General features: G+C 65.6%; 9 protein-coding genes. 2 read left to right on the forward strand and 7 right to left on the reverse strand.

The window, feature by feature from the left end; translation table 11 throughout:
• Window positions 1-5: 5 nt before the first annotated feature.
• The 7 genes from ACZ9IL_RS08835 to ACZ9IL_RS08865 form a co-directional block, all read right to left on the reverse strand.
• Window positions 6-1,553 carry an amino acid adenylation domain-containing protein gene (locus ACZ9IL_RS08835; protein WP_476003172.1) on the reverse strand — a complete coding sequence of 516 codons (1,548 nt, stop codon included), beginning with the start codon at window positions 1,551-1,553 and terminating at the stop codon, window positions 6-8.
• Window positions 1,550-7,894 (reverse strand): amino acid adenylation domain-containing protein, encoded by a 6,345-nt coding sequence (locus ACZ9IL_RS08840; RefSeq protein ID WP_476003173.1) that lies wholly within the window; start codon window positions 7,892-7,894, stop codon window positions 1,550-1,552. Before ACZ9IL_RS08840 ends, ACZ9IL_RS08835 begins: the two co-directional genes overlap by 4 nt.
• Window positions 7,895-7,927: 33 nt before the next feature.
• On the reverse strand, window positions 7,928-8,677 hold the full coding sequence (gene dhbA, locus ACZ9IL_RS08845) for a 2,3-dihydro-2,3-dihydroxybenzoate dehydrogenase (protein ID WP_476005327.1): 750 nt from the start codon (window positions 8,675-8,677) through the stop codon (window positions 7,928-7,930).
• A gap of 20 nt (window positions 8,678-8,697) precedes the next feature.
• The gene (locus ACZ9IL_RS08850) at window positions 8,698-11,787 is read right to left on the reverse strand and encodes an amino acid adenylation domain-containing protein (RefSeq protein ID WP_476003174.1); all 3,090 of its coding nucleotides are present in this window, start codon (window positions 11,785-11,787) and stop codon (window positions 8,698-8,700) included.
• The gene (locus ACZ9IL_RS08855) at window positions 11,784-12,698 is read right to left on the reverse strand and encodes an isochorismatase family protein (RefSeq protein WP_476003175.1); all 915 of its coding nucleotides are present in this window, start codon (window positions 12,696-12,698) and stop codon (window positions 11,784-11,786) included. The genes ACZ9IL_RS08850 and ACZ9IL_RS08855 overlap by 4 nt, the downstream gene beginning before the upstream one ends.
• A 22-nt stretch (window positions 12,699-12,720) precedes the next feature.
• The gene (locus ACZ9IL_RS08860; RefSeq protein WP_476003176.1) at window positions 12,721-14,394 is read right to left on the reverse strand and encodes a (2,3-dihydroxybenzoyl)adenylate synthase; all 1,674 of its coding nucleotides are present in this window, start codon (window positions 14,392-14,394) and stop codon (window positions 12,721-12,723) included.
• 156 nt (window positions 14,395-14,550) lie between these two features.
• Complete coding sequence (locus ACZ9IL_RS08865) at window positions 14,551-15,714, reverse strand: isochorismate synthase (protein ID WP_476003177.1); 1,164 nt, start codon at window positions 15,712-15,714, stop codon at window positions 14,551-14,553.
• Window positions 15,715-16,035: 321 nt separating this feature from the next.
• Between ACZ9IL_RS08865 and ACZ9IL_RS08870 the strand changes: the two genes are divergently transcribed.
• Together ACZ9IL_RS08870 and ACZ9IL_RS08875 are read left to right on the forward strand one after the other, a co-directional pair.
• Window positions 16,036-16,590, forward strand: a complete 555-nt coding sequence (locus tag ACZ9IL_RS08870; RefSeq protein WP_476003178.1) for a lipoprotein — start codon at window positions 16,036-16,038, stop codon at window positions 16,588-16,590.
• Between the two features lie 145 nt (window positions 16,591-16,735).
• Window positions 16,736-18,736, forward strand: a complete 2,001-nt coding sequence (locus ACZ9IL_RS08875; RefSeq protein ID WP_476003179.1) for a hypothetical protein — start codon at window positions 16,736-16,738, stop codon at window positions 18,734-18,736.
• Window positions 18,737-18,777 lie beyond the last annotated feature (41 nt).

An 18,777-nucleotide genomic window follows, 5' to 3' on the forward strand; every position in this document is an offset into this window, starting at 1 on the left:
AATATTCACTCAGACAGCGGTAACGCCTTTCTATCCAGCTTGCCGCTGCCGGTTTTGGGCAGGGCGTCCAGCAGTATGAGGCGCGCCGGCACCATGTAGTGCGGCAGACTGGCCTGCAGGCCCTTGCGCAGGGCCAGTCGATTGAGCGTCACCCCGGCTTTGGCCTCCACATAGCCCACCAGCATGGCCTCATCCCCCTCGCCAAAGTGGCGCACCGCCGCCTCCTGTACCCCAGTCTGGCGCCGCAGACCGGCCTCCACCTCCCCCAGCTCGATGCGAAAACCACGCAGCTTTATCTGATCGTCGCGCCGTCCCAGATAGAGGAAGCTATCCGTACCCAGCAGCCGCACCCGATCGCCGGTGCGATAGAGGCGATGATTGTCGACCCGCAGGAAGGCCGCCGCGGTGAGGGCGGGCTTGCGCCAGTAACCCTCGCACAGGGCCGGACTCTCGATGCACAGCTCCCCCTCCTCCCCCTCGCCAACCATCTTGCCTGCGCTATCCAGCACCCAGTGCCGGTAGCCGGGCAGGCTGTGACTGATGGTGATGCGCCCGCCGGCCAGGGGCATGCGCACCTCGCTCACCAGCGACCAGACGGTGGCCTCGGTCGGGCCGTAACAGTTCCACAGCCGCTGGGTGCGGCTGCACAGCTGCTCGGCCAGCCCCGGATCCAGCGCCTCGCCCCCGCACAGGGCGGTGAGGCTGTCGCCCCCCTGCCAGCCCGCTTTGAGCAGCATGCGCCAGCAGGCCGGGGTCGCCTGCAGCCAGTTGATGGAGGTATCCGCCGCCAACAACGCCATCATCCCCAGGGGATCCTTGTTGTGCCGATTGCCCGCCACCGTCAGGCGGCCCCCGCTCCAGAGCGGCCCCAGCATCTCCAGCAGGGAGATGTCGAAGGCCGGGGTGGTGATGAACAGCCAGTGGCAACCCGGGGTCAGCCCGAGCCGCTCGCGGATCCCGTCGAGGAAGCAGAGCAGCGCGCGCCGACTGATGACCACCCCCTTGGGCTCACCGGTCGAGCCCGAGGTGAACATCATGTAGGCCGCCAGGGCATCGTCCACCTGGGGATAGGAGGGCGCCCCACGTCGCACCGAGCCCGACGCAGGCTCGGCCAGTTCGGTGAGGGCCCGCTGCGGGCAGCCAAAGTCGGGCACCCCTTCGCCATTGTTGCAGATCACCGCCGAGAGCCGGGCCTGACGGGCAATGCCCTGCAACCGCGCCACCGGGAAATCCGGCTCCAGCGGCACGAAGGTGAGACCGAGGCGCAAACAGGCGAGCAGGCTGGCCACCAGATCCGGGGTGCGATCCAGATAGAGTCCGACTCGCTCTCCCACCGCCAGCCCCTTAAGGCTGGCGGCAATCTGGTCGACCCGGACACTGAGCTCGGCGTAGGTCAGCCAGCGCCCCTCCATGCCGATGGCGGGCGCCAGCGGCGTGCCGCCGAGCAGGGCGGCCAGGCGAGTGCCCAGCCCCGCCCGCTGCGGTGAATGGGACGGGGTGACCCCCGCCTCCTTGATTGCGAGCTGTGTGGCGACAAGGGTTGAGGCCGTCATGATACCTCCTCGGGCAGGTGTACCAGCCAGTGATTAAAGAGCGCGCAAGGTGCACCCTGCAGCTTGAGATCCCGCAGCGTCAGCGGACGATGATCCCCGGCAAACGCCTGATTCAGGGCCGCCAGCAGGGCAAGTTGTTGCACCGAGTCCACGCCGAGCGCCAGCAGACTCTGCTGCCAGCTCGCCGCCTCGCCACAATGCTGCTGCCACAGGGCCAGCAGGCGGCGGGCCTGGGGATCGCTCGGGCAGACCTCGCGCGGAGCCAAGGCCCGAACGGGCTCTGCTGCACCGACAGCTTCAATGCCAGGCAGACGAGCAGGCTCGGCCAGGGAGGCCTGTGCCAGCCACGCCAGCTCCGCCATCCACTGCGCCAAGACCGCCTCGGCGCGTTCACGCGCGATCAGCTCGCCATCGTATTCGAAGCGCAGATTGAGCTGGCCACCACGGGCATTCACCACCAGCGAGAGCGGCAGCTCCACCTTCTCCACCACGCTGCCAAAGTGCGGCATCAACTGATGGGGCGCCAGCGTCTCGGGCCGTGTCGGCATGGGGTAGTTCTCGAACACGAACAGGCTCTGGAACAGGCGGGCCCGGCCTTTCGTCAGGGCCGCCAGGGACTGGGTGCCGTACTGGTTCAGCGCCAGCGAGTCCCGCTGCAGCTGACCGATATGCTGCGCCAGGGTCGCCTCGGTGCGCCAGTCCAGGGCGAGCGGCAGGCTGTTGATATAGAGCCCGACGCTCTGCGTGATCCCCTCGATGGGGAAGTCCCGGCCCGGGGTCACGTTGCCGACCAGGGTAACCTCATCGCCGCCCTGGCGGGCGAGCAGGCGGTGCCAGGCATACTGGGCCAACAGCCCGGCGGTCACCCCGAGCTCGCGGGCCCGCGCCTCCAGCTGCGCTGATAATGCCGGCGCCAGCGTCTGGCCACACACCTCGGGCTTATGTTGCGTAACGCGCTGGGTCAGGTGCGGCTCGAGTGCCACCCCGAACAGGGCGGAAAGATCGTTGGGCTTGGCCAGCAGCTCGGCGCGACCCTGCCAATAGGCCTCATGCTCCGCCTTGTGGCTGGCGATATAACGGCCGAATTCGAGCCAGGCGGTATCCGGTTTCGCCTCGGGCGCGGTCCCCTGCATCAGGGATTGCGTCATTGACTGCTGATAGTGCCGATGCAAGGAGCCCAGCAGCACGGGGCCACTCCAGCCATCCAGCACGCCATGGTGGGCACTCAGGATCACCTTGTGGTGATCGGGGGCCAATGTGAAGCAGGCGATACGCAACAGCGGCGCCTTGTCCAGGGGGATGGGATGGGCCAAGTCCTGCTGGCGATAGGCGGCAATGCGAGCATCGGCCCCCGCCACACCGGACAAATCCTCGTGATGGAACGGCAGCGTGGCGCTGCGCAGGATCCGCTGCAACGCGACGCCATCCTCCACCAGCAAGGCGGCCCTTAGCACCGGCCAGCGGGCCAACTGCCCCTGCCAGGCGGCCCGATAGACGCTCACATCCAGCGGCTGGTGGTAGTCCATCTCGGTCTGCAGGTGGTAAGCCGTATCACGAGGTGCCAGCGCCCTGTGATAGAGCATGCTCTGCTGCAGGGAGGTCATGGGCAGCAGGGTCTCCACCTCGCCGCCGGCCTGTTCTGCGTCCAGCACCCTGTCCAGGGCGGGTTGGGAGAGCGCCAGGCCCGGGAAGTCGCTCGGGGTCCGGCGCGGCTTGGCTTGCGCGCAACAGGCGTTCACCAAGGCCTCGATATTGGCCGCCAGCGCCGCCATCAGGGCGTCGCTGGCCTCCTGGTTGAGGGCGCCGACCTGACGCAGGGTGAGACAACCGCCGTAGACGCCGCCGTGCAGGCTGATGAGCTCACGCGGCAGGTTCTGTGGCGCCGAGGGTTGGCCCGGCGCCACCGGCAGGGGCTGCCAGGGAGCTGGCGTGCCTCTGTGGGAGACCCCCAGGTAGTTGAAGACGATATTGGAGTGAGGCAACGCCCGGCCGCGGGGATGGTGCAGGCGCAGGGGATTGAAACCGACCCCCTTGTCCGGCACGGCCCGCAGCCGCTCCTTGGTATCGCAGACGAGATCGCTCCAGATTTCCCGATCGACCAGCGCCAGCGGATAGGTGCTGGTGAACCAGCCCAGGGTGCGGCTCACATCCAGTTGCGGGGCTCTGGTTTCAGGATCAATGACTTCAGCATCGATGGCTTCACGGCCGTGCCCTTCCTGCATCACGCACTGACGCTCCCCATACCCAAGCTCGCTCAAAGTGCGGGTCAGGGCGGCCAGCAGCAGATCCGGCACCTGGGTCAGGTGAGCCTGATTGGCCTCATCGATGAGGCGGGCGGTGGTCTCTGCATCGAGACGCAACAGGCTGGCGGCGGCGCGACCATCCGGGGCGCGCTGCGCCTCCAGCAAGCCTTGCTCGCAGCCCTCCCCCTGCCCCAGCCAGAATGCCAGCTGGGCGGCTTCGCGGGTCGCGTAGGCGGCAAGCCCCTCACCCCACTGGCGGTAGCTGCTGCCCTTGGCAGGCAAGGCACGGCCCTCGGACAGCCGTACGAGATCCTCGGCCAGGATGCGCCAGGAGACGGCATCTATGACCAGATGGTGGAAGGCGATAAAGAGCCCCTCCACGGGGTCGGCGTCCGCCTCGCTCGCGAGATGCTTCAGCCGGGCCCAGGCCAGGGTCTGGCCGCGCTCGGGGGCAAAGTCCCCCTGCCACTGGGTCAAGTGAGCCTGCAACTCGGCCTCGTCCAGATCGGCCGCATCCAGCAGATGCAGGGGCGGCAGCACCAGCTCGGGCAGATAACGCTGACCGGTGGGGGTGACCGCGAGGCGCAGGGCGTCGTGGTGACCGAGCAGGGTATTCATCCAGCCCATCAGGGCGGCGTCGTCTATGCCGACGGGCAGGCGCAGTATCACCCCCTGGTTCCAGTGGCCGGGCCGGGCAAAGCCCTGCTCGAAGAACCAGTGCTGAATGGGGTGCAGGGGGAATTCCCCCTCGAGCACGCCCTGCTCCGTCTGGTGGCTGACGCGCTGCTGCTGGCCGAGCTGACGGCAGAGGCGGCGCACCGTCTTGGCCTCGAACACGTCCTTCACGCTGCAGTGCAGCCCGGCGTCACGCAGCCGGGTGGTGAGCTGGATGCTGAGGATGGAATCCCCGCCGAGGCGGAAGAAGTCGTCTTCCACCCCGAGCGGTTGCTTGAGCACCCCTTGCCAGATGGCGAGCACTTGTCGCTCCAGCTCATCCTTGGCCTCGCTCTTGTTCTCCTGCCAATGGATGGCGGGCAGGCGGCGCGAGTCCAGCTTGCCGTTGGGGGTGAGCGGCATCTCGGCCAGCCAGCACAGCCGCACCGGCACCATGTATTCGGGCAGCAGTTCGCCAGCCCGTTGCAGCAGGGCTTCGCCATCGGGCTCGCTCGCGCCGGCTTGCAGGCTGGCATAGGCCAGCAGGCGGCCCTGCTGCACCACCACCTTGATCTGGCGGATGGCCGGTTCGATCGCCGCGAGCTGGGTCTCGATCTCGCCCGGCTCGATGCGATAGCCCCGCAGCTTGATTTGCTCATCCAGCCTGCCCAGATAGCTGATGTTGCCGTCGCGGCGCAGGAGCGCCCGATCGCCGGTGCGATAGAGGCGATGAGTGCGGCCATCGGCGCTTTCATCAAACCTGAGCTCAACGAAGGCCTCTTGGGTGCGATCCGGCAGATTGAGGTAGCCACGGGCCAACCCGAGGCCGGCCAGGCAGAGCTCGCCGGGCACCCCGACCGGACAGGGGTTGCCCGCCTCGTCCAGGATCAGTGCCTTCAGGTTGGCGATCGGCTGGCCTATGGTGATGGGCGCTCCCGGTTTGATCCGCGCGCAGAGCGCGGTCACCGTGCACTCGGTCGGGCCATACATGTTAAAGAGTGCGACCCTGTCTCCCCAACGCTCCACCAGGCTGCTCGGGCAGGCTTCGCCGCCAAAGCCGATGGCCTTGAGAGGACCGAGATCCGCCGGTGGCAGCAGGTTGGCCAACAGCGCTGTCGGCAAGATCATATGGCTGGCGCCGCAGGCGATCGCGGCGGTGATCACCCCCTCTCCCGGCTCGCCAAAGTGCAGGGCCGCACCGCAAGAGAGCGGCAGCAAGGTGGTCATGTTGCCCGCATCGAACGAGAGAGACATGCAGTTGAACATGGATCCCTGCTGATCGAGGCCGATGCGCGGCCCGTGATCCGCCATCAGGTTGACCAGGCTGCCCTGCTCCACCATGACCCCCTTGGGCAGGCCGGTGGAGCCCGAGGTGTAGATGATCTGGGCCAGCATGGCGGGATCCCGCACTACGGCAGGTGCCTGCGCCGACAGTTCGGCCAGCGCCAACTGATGCAGGTTCTGATAACGGGCCTGAGTGCCGGACGCCACCAGCGGCAGCGCCTCGGCCAGTCGTTCGTCCTGCTCGCCCCCCAGCACCAGGCTGATGGACGCATCGCCGAGAATATGAGCCAGTCGCTCGGCGGGATAGGCCGGATCGAGCGGCACATAGGCCGCCCCCGCCTTCCAGCAGGCCAAGAGGCCGATGACGAAGGCGACATCCCGTTTGGCCTGGATGCCGATGGCGGCGCCCGGGGTGATGCCCTCGGCCTGTAGCCAGTGGGCCAGCCGGTTGGCCTCAGCCTCCAGCTCGCCATAGCTCAGGGCGCGCTCACCGTCGGTCACGGCCAGCGCATCGGGATGAGTGGTCGCCTGACGCTCGAACTGGCAGAGCAGGGTCTCCCGGTTGTGGTAGTCGCTCGGCAGGCTGGCAAGCTCGGCGGCCAGCGCCGACCTGTCCATTCCCGCCTCCAGGGGCAGTTGCCAGATGTCGGTCTCGGGGGCGGCCACCACGGCGCGCATCAGGTGCAGCAGGCGATCCGCGTATCCCTCGATGGTGGCGCGCTCGAACAGGGCGGTGGCAAACAACCAGTCCACCCGCACCGAGTCCATCAACTCGGTCACCTTGACCGAGATGTCGGTCTTGGCGGGCAGCACGGGGGAGGTCTCCTCCACCAGCTGGCAGCCGGGGAGCAGATCGTTGAAATCCACCTTGGCCTGATACACCAGCATGATCTGGAAGATGGGGTTGATGGAGGTGGTGCGATCCGCGCCTATGGCCTCGGCCAGCGCCTCAAACCGATAGAGTTGATGGTCAAAGGCAGCTAAATCTTCTTCCCGGCACTGCTGCAGGTAATCGACGAAGCTGGGTCGCCCCTCCAGTCGGGTGCGCAGCACGAGCGTGTTGACGAAGAAGCCCACCAGGGACTCGATTTCGTGGCGCTCGCGGTAGGCGAGCGGCGTGCCGATGACGATCTCCTTCTCCCCGCTCTGGCGCACCATCAGCAGGGCGAACAGGGCGTGCAGGCCGATGAAGTTGGAGGTGTTGTGACGCTGGCACAGGCGCTTGAAGCTGTCCCACAGGCCGTTGTCTATGGTGGAGAACACCAGCTCGCCGCCGCTGGCCTGATGGGCCGGGCGCGGCTTGTCGAGTGGCAGGCCGTGTACCTCGGGGCTGCCGCTGAGGCGGTCCACCCAGAACGGCTTGAACTCGGCGTGATAGTCGAGAAACCGCGGGGAGTTGAACCAGTGGGCATAGTCGAGGTAGGTGAGCGGAAGCGGCGCCACCGTCAAGGGCTCGCGGTTCTGATGAGCCAGGAAGGCGCGTTTGAGATCGGCGAACATGTTCTTGACCGACCAGCCGTCGGAGATGATGTGGTGCTGGGTGATCAGCAGCACATGTTCAAGAGTCCCCAACCGAATGAGGTTGACCCGGCTGAGGTCCCCCTGCGTCAGGGAGAAGGGGCGCCCTATCTCCTCTCGTACTCGCCGCGCCACATAGGCCTCGCGCTCGCCTTGCGGCTGCTGACTGACGTCTTCGATGGCCAGCTTGAACGGCTGGTGCGGCAAGATCTCCTGGGCCCCCCTGCCCGCCTCGTCCTTGACGAAACGGGTGCGCATGCTGGGGTGGCGGGCAAACAGGTGATCGAAGGCAAACTCCAGCGCGGCCGTGTCCAGCTCGCCACTGACCCGAAAGTAGACCGGCATGTTGTAGAGGTGGGAGGCCTCCTCATACTGCTCGATAAACCAGAGCCCGCTCTGGGAGGAGGAGAGCGGCCCCCGCAGGGCGCCTTTCGTCTCAATCTGCGCAACGATGGGGGCCTCGAAGGCGGCGCGCGCGCCAAGGCAGCGCACCAGCGCATCCTTGTGCGCCTTGATGAGGGCGCCGATGGCTGGGGTCACCGCCTCCTTGCTCGATTGGGAGATGAGCTGGCCCTTCTTATTCAGGGCCAGCTTGACCCCCTGGCGTTCCAGCTGCTGGAGCAGCGAAATCATATTGTTCATGAATTGTCTCAATCCCTTAAACCGGCGCTTGGATCAGGCGCTCAGGGTGGCGCCGCCGTCGACGACCAGATCCTGCAGTGTGATGTGACTGGCCAAGTCCGAGGCCAGGAAGAGGACGGTATTGGCAATCTCGCGCGGGGTGGCGATCTTGTTTAGGGGTATACCGAGCTTGAACTGGGCCGGCAGCCCGGCAATGGTGCGAGCCATGGCCCCCTCATCCGGCAGCATGCCGCGCAGCATCTCGGTATCCGTCGAGCCAGGGGAGACCAGGTTGACCCGCACACCAGAGGTGGCCAACTCCAACCCGACCGTCTGGGTCAGGCTGGTAACCGCCGCCTTGGAGGCGCAGTAAGCCGCCATCTGCATGCGCGGCACATGGGCGGCGTTGGAGCCGATGGTGACGATGGTGCCGCGCTGCTGCACCTTGAAATGGGGCACCAGGGCCCGCAGCAGGTAGAAGACGCCGCTGGCGTTGACCGCCATGCAGTCATCCCAATCGGCATCGCTCAAGCTTTCGGTGGGGCCGAGCCGCAACACCCCGGCCCCGTTGACCAGCACATCCAGCCCGCCATCGGCCAGCAGCCCCTCGCAGCAGGCATTGACCGCCTGCGGATCACGGATGTCGAGCTCGCGGGTGGCATAAGCGTAAGAGGCATGGGGAAAGTCCCGATCCAGCCCCACCACAGAGGCACCGGCGGCGACGAACTGCTTCGCCACCTCGTGGCCTATGCCGCGCCCGGCGCCGGTGACCCAGACCCTTTTACCACTGAAGTTCCAGTTCATTTTCTGTTGTTCCATCTGCATCACCACACCATCTCCACGCTCTCTTCATCCTCTACCAGCTTGCCATCGAGGAAGCGGCAGAAATCATCCAGGCGGGGATGGTCGAACACATCGGAGACCTTCACCTGCACCCCGAACTCGGCGCCGAGCCGGTTCACTATCTGAATGGTCTGCAGGGACTGGCCCCCCAGCTCGAAGAAGTTGTCCGCCGGCCCCATGCTGGCCAGTCCCAGGATCTGCTGCCAGATGGCGCCAACCCTGTTCTCGGTCTCGCTGCCGAGTGCCAGCGCCTCGCCCCCGGCCTGGTACTGGGCCAGCAGCCCCTTGCGATCCAGCTTGTTGGAGCCGGTGCGGGGCAGCTGATCAAAGTGGCGATAGTCGGTGGGGATCATGGCGGCGGGCAGCACCCTGGCCAGCTGCCCCTTGATGACCCGGCTGTCGCGCTCAGGGCCGGCCACGAAGGCCACCAGTCGGCGTACATTGCCGATGCTCACCCCTTGCACGCAGGCCTCATCGACCCCGGAAAGCGCCAGCAACTGGGCCTCGACCTCACCGGGCTGGATGCGGTAGCCGCTGATCTTGAACTCGTTGTCACGGCGGCCGAGATAGACCAGACGACCGGCCACCCAGCGCACCCGATCGCCGGTGCGATAGACCGGCAGGGTCTGCGCCCCGACCCGCAGGGTACCAAAACTGCCTTGCACGCCGCCGACATAGCCGTTGGCGAGCTGCGGGCCGAGTAGCACCAGCTCGCCTTCTTCAGCGGGTTGCTCCCCCGCCCCCAGGATCAGCGCCTGCATGCCAGGCAGCGGCAGGCCGATGGGCAACTGGGCCTGTGTCGCGTCTTCCCCTTGCAGCTCCTGAGTGGTGACCACCACTGTGGTCTCGGTCGGACCATAGGTATTGAACAGGCGCAGGTCGGGGCGCCCCTGGCGCTGCCACTGGGCCAGCTGCTCCGGGTAGACCGCCTCGCCACCGATGATGACGGTAGCAAGCCCCGCCGGGATGTGGGCCTGACCAGCCCCCAGCGACACCACCCACTCGTTCCAGAACGCGGTAGGCAGGTCGAGATGGGTGATCCCTTGTTGCTCTATGCCGGCGACGAAGGCGGGGATGGATTCGAGCAGGGCGTCGGTGCGCAGCACCAGAGTGGCGCCGGCGCTTAAGGTGGCAAACACCTCCTCGATGCTGGCGTCGAAGTTGAAGGGGGCGAATTGCAGCATCCGCGCCCCTTCATCCAGGTGATAACGGCAGCGGGCGGCGGCGGCGAAGTGATCCAGGGCGCCGTGGCTGATGGCCACGCCCTTGGGCAGGCCGGTGGAGCCGGAGGTAAACATCAGGTACGCCAGCGCCGCGCCGCCGGCCGGCTGGCAGAGGCGGTTCTCACTCACCAGATCCCCCACCAACAGGGTGCGGCCCGCGAACAGGCTGGCCAGCTTGTGGCGATATTCGGCCTGAGTAATGAGGGTCTTTACTTCGCCGAGGCGCAGGATATGGCCCTGACGCTCCAGGGGCTGCTCGGGATCGAGCGGCACATAGACGGCGCCCGCCAGGAGTACCGCCAGCTGGGCGAAGATGGCCTGGGGCGAGCGTGCCAGCATGACGCCGACCCGCTCCCCCGGCTGCACGCCGGCGGCCTGCAGGGCCGAGGCCATCTGCTCGCTGCGCGCCAGCAGCGCCTCGTAGCTGAAGCTGACCTCCCCCTGCTCCAGCGCAATCTTGTCCGGAGTCTGGGCCGCGAAGTGGCAGAGGGCATCCAGCACGGGACGCACGTTGATCACCTCACGGGCAGGACCCGAGATCAGGGCTCCTGCGCGCTGCTCGGCGAGCCAGTCAGCCTTGAGGTTGCCCAGGGTCAGGGTCGGCTCGGCCAGCCAGCGTCTCAGCAGGGCGAACAGGGTATCGGCGATGCGTGCCAGATCCGCACTCTGGTAGCAGCCCGGGTTGGCGTCGAGATCCAGCCTGGGCTGACCGTCGGCACCGACCTGGATCTCGATGGTGAGATCCTCCACCGGACCGGCGCTGATATTGAGGATGTGGGCCGACAACGGCCCGAAGCGGCGGGCATGGTCGAACGGCATGATATTGACCAGCGGGCCGAACAGCCGCTTGTCGCCGCCCACCAGACCGAGGTCACGACGCAACAGCTCGTAGCGATAGTGCTGATGCTTGCGCACCCCGCGCTTGGCCTTGGCCACGGCGCCGGCGGCCCCCGCCAGACTCAGCGCCTCATCAAGCGCCAGCGCCAGCGGCGTGATGTTCATCTGCATGCAGGGCACGGTCAGGGACGCCGAGCCGATGCGGTTCATCATCATCAGGCCAAACAGGGTCTGGCCCTGACCGCTGGCCAGCGACAGCTGGGCCGAGAGCCCGGCCAGCAGCAGATCGGGCCAGCTCAGCTTGTTGTCATCGGCAAAGCGCACCAGAGATTGCCACAGTTCGACCGGCAGCAGGCGGCTCTCGCGAATGAACTCGGCGGCGATGGGGGCACGGGATTCGCTAAAGGAGCGCACCTCGGGCCAGCCCTGCAACTGCTCCTGCCAAAAGGCGCGAGCGGCGGCGTTCTTGCCGCTCGAATCCCGGGTCACTTCCTCTGCCAGCACTTCTTCCAGCAGGCCAAAGGGGGATGGTGAAGACGCCACCTCGGCCAGCCCTTCACCGTACAGCTCGGCGATGCGCTGGAACAGCAGGGTGGTACCAAAGCCATCGAGGGCGATGTGGTGCACGCAGCTGTAGAGAAAATCCCGACTGGTGCCGCGCAACAAGGCGAAGCGGCAGGGGGATTCGGCGGTCAACTCGAACGGGCGGCGCAGATCCGCCCAGGCCCAGGCGCGAGCGGCAGCTTCATCACCCCCGTCCAGCACCAGCTCACGATAGGCCAGCGGCACCGAGTGGGAGACGAAACAGACCGGCTCATCGGAGGCGTCGAAGTGACCCAGCAGCGCCTCGCACTCGCTCACCGCCTGCGCAATCGCGGCCGCCAGCACGGCGCCATCAACCTGGCCATCGAAGGCGATGCACTCGGCGGTGTTGAACATCGCCTTGTCGTCGTTGAGCAGATGACCGGACCAAAGCCCCTGTTGGGGGATGGTGAGGGGGAAGCGACTCATTGCGCCACCTCCAGGGCATGTTCTGCCAGCTTCATCTCAACCAGACGCCACCAGCCATTGAGGGTCGGCGTCTTGGCGAGATCCACGAAACCCAGCTCCACCCCGGCGGCGCGCCATTCGGTGAGCAGGGACATGATACGCACCGAGTCGAGGCCGTAGTCGATGAGATTCTCGTCTGGATCGAACTCCCCCTCCTCCTCGTCGATGTGACTCAGCAGCCGCGCCTTGAGCCCCTCGTAGCTGAGCAGCGGGTTGAGCGACTCGCCCTCAGTGCCGGCCGCAGGGGCGACCAGGGCCAGCACCTCTTCGCAGAGCACTACCTTGCCGCAACGGGTCGCCACATAGTCCAGCGCCATCTGGTGATCGGCCAGGGAGAAGTCCGCCACCCCGTCCGCCAGGAAGAAGGGCTGGATGTCGCGCATGAAGGCGTCGCAGGCGGTCATCATGCAGCCGATGTGACCGTAGATGCCGCCGATGATGAGCTGATCCCGGCCCTGCTCTTTGAGCATCTGCTCGAGCTCGGAGCGCTGGAAGGCGCTGTAGCGCCACTTGACCAGCACCACATCATCGCTTTGCGGGCGCAGGGGCGCTACCACCTGCTGCAGCTCCGGGCTCTTGTTCAGACCCGGGCCCCACATGTCGTTGAGCAGGGCTCTGTCCTCGGGGGCCTGATCCTTGGGCTGGGCGGTGTAGTAAACCGGGATGCCGAGGGCCTTGCAGTGCTTGCGCACCGCGGCGAGCCGCTCGGTCAGCGCGGCGATCAGCGGACTGCCTTCGCCGTAGAAGGCGGTGAAATATTCCTGCATGTCGTGAATGAGCAGGGCCGCGCGGCGCGGCTCCAGGGTCCAGCTGACCTTGTTGGCCTTCCATTGGCTGGGCATGGCGTAGTTATTCAGGGTTGGGATAGCCATAACGTCATGATTCCTTTTATTTTTAAACTGTGAATGTGTTGTCTGTGAGGCTGCTGGCAAGCGATTGGGCGATGCGCTCACGCAGGCCCTTCTTGTCAATCTTGCCCACCGCCGTCATGGGCAGGGCGTCGAGAATTTCGAAGCGATCCGGCAATTTGAATTCGGCGACACCGCGCGAGCGCAGGAACTTGCGCAGGGCCAGGGCCTTGAGTCCCGGCTCAGTGGTGACGATGAAGGCGCAGCTCTTCTCCCCCATGGCGGCGTCCGGCATGGAGACCAGGGCCGCATGGGTGATGGCCGGATGGTGCAGCAGCTGGTTCTCCACCTCTTCGGCCGCGATCTTCTCGCCGCCGCGGTTGATCTGATCCTTCTGCCGGCCCACCACGGTCAGGTAACCATCGGGGTCTTGCACCACCAGATCCCCCGAGCAGTAGAAGCCCTCGCCATCGAACACCCGAGCGTTGTGGGCCGGGCTCTGGTAGTAGCCGCGAAAGGTGTAGGGGCCACGGGTATGCAGGGCGCCGGGTTCGCCGGGGGCGACCGGGTTGCCCGCCTTGTCCAGCACGCGCACCTCGTCATCCGGGCTCATGGGGCAACCCTGGGTGTGGATGATCTTGTCGTCCGCATCGTCCAATCGGGTGTAGTTGACCAGCCCTTCAGCCATGCCAAACACCTGTTGCAACTGGCAACCGAGCAGCGGGGTGATCCGTCTGGCCACCGCCTCGGCCAGCTTGGCCCCCCCCACTTGCAGCAGTGCGAGGGTGGCGAGCTGGGTACGCACAATGGGATCGGCCTCGGCCGCCTGCAACCAGAGAGAGACCGCAGGTGGCACCAGGGAGGTCAGGTTGACCCTGTGACGGGCGATCAGCGGGAAGCAGCTCATGGGGCCGGGATCCGGCGCCAGCACCACAGTGCCACCGGCGTCGAACACCCCCAGCGCACCGGGAGAGCTCAAGGGAAAGTTGTGGGGGGCCGGCAGGGCGCACAGATAACGGGTATGGGGGCCGAGCTCGCAGATCTCGTTGCTGCGGCGCACGCTGTAGTAGTAGTCATCGTGAGTACGAGGAATGAGCTTGGGGGTGCCGGTGCTGCCGCCGGAGAGCTGGAAGAAGGCCACTTCATCCGCCGGACTCGGCCCGTAGGCCGGCGTCTGGGTGAGATCGGCATCCATCTCGCCGAGCCAGTGGGCCAGCCCCAGCGCCCCGCCTTCACCATCCAGCAGCACCAGCTCGGCCCCCAGGTTGGGCAGGAAGTCGCTGTCTCGACCCGCTCCGGCAAATAGCGGGTGAGCGAGCGAGCCGATAAAGAGCCTGGGAGCTATCTGCTCGGCATAGGAGACCAGCTCCAGCCGGTTGTGGCTAAAGAGCGCATTGACCGGGGCAATCCCGACCTTGAGCAGGGCGAAGAAGACTTGGTAAAACTCAGCCACGTTGGGCAATTGCACCAGCGCCGTATCACCGACCCTGAAACCATGGCGGGTGAGCCTCGCGGCCAGCCGGGTCGAGCTGGCATCGAGCTCGCGGTAGCTGAGGCTGCGCTCGCCACAGACAATGGCAGTGGCATCCGGCGCCGCTGCGCACTGGCGGCTCAGCATGGCGGTCAGCGGTTCGCCGCGCCAGTAACCCTTGGCACGGTACTGCTCGACCAGCTCGCTTGGCCAGCGGGTGTAAGGCAGGAAATGGTTGGGCTCGCTCATAGGGCCACCTCCAGATCCAAGTCCAGCGCCTTGGGATTCGGCTGCCAACTCGGCAGGCCTGTGTGATGGTGCCGTCTCATAGAGCGACCTCCAGATCCAGACCCAGCGCCTTGGGATTCGGCTGCCAACTCGGCAGGCCTGTGTGATGGTGCTGTCTCATAGCGCGACCTCCAGATCCAGACCCAGCGCCTTGAGCATGGTGCCCAGCTTGGTGCCGGTCTCGGCCCACTCCATGGCGGGATCCGAGCCCGCGACTATGCCGGCGCCGGCAAACAGCTCAACGTGATGACCATCAAGCACGCCACAGCGGATCACCACGGCCCATTCACCGTTACCCTGGCTGTCGCACCAGCCGACGATGCCGCTAAACAGGGCACGCCGGAAAGGCTCCTGCTCGCGGATGAACTGGCGCGCAAGCTCGGTGGGATAGCCGCACAGCGCCGGGGTGGGATGCAGCTGGCACGCCAAGGAGAGCACGGAGGCATCGCTCCCGTGCAGCTGGCCTGCGATGGGGGTGCCCAGATGCCAGAGGGTATCCGTGCTCATCAGAGTCGGGCTAGGGGGGATCGCCAGCTCGCGGCAATGGGGCGCCAGCACCCGGCGGATCTCGTCGATCACCAGCCTGTGTTCATGCTGATCCTTGCGCGACGCCAGCAGATCCTGGGCCACCTGCTGGTCCTGATCCGGCTCGCTCGCCCGCCTGGCCGAGCCTGCCAGCGGATGGGTGAAAACCTCGCCACCACTGACCCGCAGCAGCAGCTCGGGGCTGGCACCGAGCAGGCGACGCCCCTGCCCCAGCGGCAGGGAGAAGTGGAAGGCATTGGGGTTCTGGGTCATCAAGCGCGCCAGCACCCGTTCGGGATCGGCGGGCCTGCTCAGTTGCAGGGAGAGTTTGCGCGACAGCACCACCTTGGCGAGATGTCCCTCGGCAAACGCATCGAGGGCCGAGCTGACCGAGGCCTTGAATTCGGCCGCCGCCGGGGTGCTGCTCGCCGAGATCACCCGATTGGTGTCGGGAGGACTCGCCTCGGGGGGCACTCGCGCGCCCCGCTCATAGCGGCCGGGCACATAGAGGCAGGAGGCTTCGGCTGGGTCAAAGGCGAAGGCACCGATCAGCAGGGGGTTGGCCTGGCCTTGGGCCTCTGCCACTGCCAAGGCCTGGACTATCTGGCGCTCCAGCAGGGGCCACTTGCTGGCCGGGGTGCTGATGGGCTGTCCCAGCTCATAGGCACGAATACAGCCCTGGCCCGAGGTAAACAAGAAATCGGGCGGGGAGCCGGCCTCGGCTGGGGCACCATCTTCCATTACAAGAGTATTCACGCTAGACCCTCAAAGATGATTCAAAATGATAATCGTTATCAATTGCTTTTGAGCGGCGGTAAAATACTCGTGTAGAAAGAACCCGGTCAAGGGGATTTTTTGGCGGAAAAACTGGAGCTTATCTGTGGATATAGGGGCGATGAGGCCAGCACTGGCCTGGCGTGACGGGGACTGATAGTCCTACTCGAATGAACACAAATTGCCATCCCCATATGGGGGATGCGACAGAAACGGGATGAGATGCCCGGGCTGGCGGCCAATTCGCTTTGCCCCTAAGATGGCGCCATCACTCGTTGTTACCCCTCAAGATGGAACCTTCTCATGTCAAAGCACCTGCTGTTGCTCCCCTTCGCCCTGCTGCTGGCGGCCTGCTCCTCCCTCACCCAGTACAGCGTCAGCGAGGGCGAGATCAACCAGTACCTCAAAGACAGGGTGGCCTTCGAGAAAGAGATCGGCATCCCCGGCATCATGTCGAGCCGGATCAGCCTCGACGACATGCAGAGTCGCATCGGTCGCAGCCGCGCCGACAGGGTCGAGCTCGACGCCGCTGGTGATCTGCAGGTGGCGAGCCCGCTCGGCAGCCAGCAGATGAAGATCCGCCTCTCCCTGAGTGCCCGCCCGGACTACGTGGCCGAGCAAGGCGCCATCTACCTGCGCGATCTGGAGCTCATCTCGGTCAAGACAGAGCCGGCCGACGTGGGCGCCGCCCTCACTCCGCTGCTGCCGACCTTCAACCAGTCCCTCTCCCTGTTCCTCTCCCAGACCCCGGTCTATCGCCTGGACGGCAGTCGCAAGAACGAGGCCAGGATCAAGGAGAAAGTCGAGGCCCTCAAGGTCGAGCCGGGCCGTCTGGTCATCCCCTTCAAACTGATGTAATGCTCATCGCCGCGCCTTCCCCTCCCCAGTATCACAGGCGCGGCTTTTTTCTTCTCAAGCCCTTTCCTTTGCCCCATAATGCACACCATTCTCATTTCGATTTTGAGAAGCGTCATAATAAAATCAAACATATGGTGAAAAGGACATGAGAAAAACCGTACTGGTACAGGCAGTCGCCTGTGCACTGCTCAGCGGCGCCGCACACGCCGCCGTCAAGGTAGAAGACAAGACGTTCAACACTGCCGCCAGCATGCTGGCCTATACCGAATTCGAGCTCTCCGGTGAGCCGCTGGCCGAAGCGCTGGGGCTGGATCTGGACGTGCTGGATGCCAACCGTGCCGATGAACCGACCCCGTTCGACTTCGCCGCCGGCATCGAATCCTATGAATACTCCGAAGAAGCCATGTATGCCCTGAACTACCAGTCCGGCATGGGCCCGCATCTGGTGAACGGACCGCAGAACCTGGCCCGCGGCGGCACCCTGGCCGATCTTGGCAAGCGGGTGCTGACCATGGCCGAGGCCGTCGGTTTCCCGGCCGACGAGGTGCCGCAAGGCATGTATCCCCTCTCCCTGCCCTACGCCTCCGCCAACCCGGAGTTTGCACAAGCGGTGAACGTGACCCCGGTCAATGGCGATCAGATCACCATCAAGACCGCCAAGGGCACCGAGAAAGCGGTCAAGACCCAGGTCCCTGCCTACTTCCGTGACTACGCGACCCTGCGCTGGAGCGGCTCCGACAACCTGCTGAACCCGGCGGCCGTGGGCGGCATCCTGCTCAAAGAAGTGATGTGGTCTCAGGACTTCCTCGGCGGCATGCACGTGGCCGAGACCGATGAAGAAGTGGAGGCGGCCTCTGCCACCATGGATCAGGATGGCAAGCACAAACTCGGGGTCTCCGCCGCCGATGGCTTCAACGGCATGATGCTGACCGAACAGTCCATCGACAAGCTGACCATCCTGCAGGACCAGCTCGGCTTCGACGGCAAGCAACTCGGCGCCAAGGTAAGCCCGCAATACGATCCGGCCAAGGGCGTGGTCTACTTCCCCCATCAGGTGAAAGTGACCGAAACCACCAAAAACGACGTAGGCGCCATCGGCAAACTGACGGTCGTGGATGGCTCAGCCCAACTGCGTGACGCCTGGATGCTGCTGTGGCCCCTGTCCGAGTTCTACGCCTTCAGCGATCAGCGCAGCGCCAACACCAACCAGAACCCGGCCTTCCACGCTGTGTTTGACGGTGCCCCCTTCGCCGCCGCGCCAGCCGCCAATCAGGGCAGCGATGCCGCCAAGCTGGTAGCGGGTCAGGATGCCTTCTCCCTGGCCCTGAACCTCTCCGGCATGGTGTTCAAGAACCTCAATGCCCTGCACTTCGACGCCAAAGCCGGCACCCTGGTGGACAGCTGGCAGGCTGACAAACAGGGCAAACACGTCACCACCTTTGACGCCGCTTACAGCCTGGTCGCCCTGCAGATCTTCCAGCGCGCCCAGGATGCGCTGCCGGTTGGCTACGCCGCCGGTGACAACGGCGAGTTGAACCTCAAGACCGCGCAGGGCCAGCAGGCTCTGGTGCTGATCCGCCAGCAGGCCGATTTCCTGCTCGCTCAGCTCAAGGGCAAGAACGGTTTGCTGCACGATGGCCTGACCCTGGGTGCCAAGCCGGACGCTGGCCAGTCCATCGAAACCCAGTTCGCCGCCATCCGCGGCCTGACCGCCGCCTTCCTGGCCACCTCGGACGCCAAGTACCGCAGTGCAGCGCGCGAGCTGTTCATCGCCACCGACAAGGCTTTCTTCAATGCCAAGGCCGGTACCTGGCTCGCGGGCAAGCAGGGTGAATACACCCCCTGGACCCAGGCCGCCATCTCCGGTGCCCTGCGCTCCGCCATGCTGAACCTGCGCAACGAAGGTGCCGAGAAGGCCCCCGAGTTGGAGCTGGCGCAGCTGACCCAGCGTTATGTGAGCTGGTTCCGTGGCACCGTCAACGGCGGCATGCAGATGGCTGAGTGGATCGGAGACTCCGGTGAGAACCTCATCGAAGGCGCAGGTCATGACACCGACGAAGACGGCGTGCCGCAAGTCACCGCCGCCGGTGGCAAACACGGCACCGCCATGGTGATGGCCGGCAAGGCGGTGGTGAGCGAGAAATAAATCGGCGGATCATCCGTTGCTGACAACATGAAAAAGGGAGC

It is taken from the genome of Aeromonas sp. TECH754, from assembly GCF_056279295.1.